The following is a 247-nucleotide window of genomic DNA, read 5'->3' as shown; positions in this document are numbered from 1 at the left end:
TTTATATTCAATGAAGTCAGTCAGTTGAGCGAATGTCCAGTTATGCAGAATCGCTGTGTGTTTTCCTCTTTGTCTTGAGGTCCGGCGAATGCCGGAAAGATTCTCCAGATGGATGGTGCCACAGTTCGTGTCTCTCGCAAACCGTACTATGTGTCTGGCAATCTTATGATTAATATCCTGCATGATTCTCGCTTCTTTATCATTGAGTGTCCGAATAGCGTTCAGTTTCTTTTTCTTCCCTAACTCC

1 protein-coding gene is annotated in these 247 nt (G+C 43.3%); it reads right to left on the bottom strand.

The window, feature by feature from the left end:
* A partial coding sequence (locus ACYQ4S_RS13045; RefSeq protein ID WP_459771613.1) for an IS200/IS605 family accessory protein TnpB-related protein occupies positions 1 to 247 on the bottom strand: 247 nt, incomplete at both ends.

Source organism: Alkalibacterium sp. s-m-28, assembly GCF_054658175.1.
This window is presented reverse-complemented; position numbering and strand designations above follow the sequence as displayed.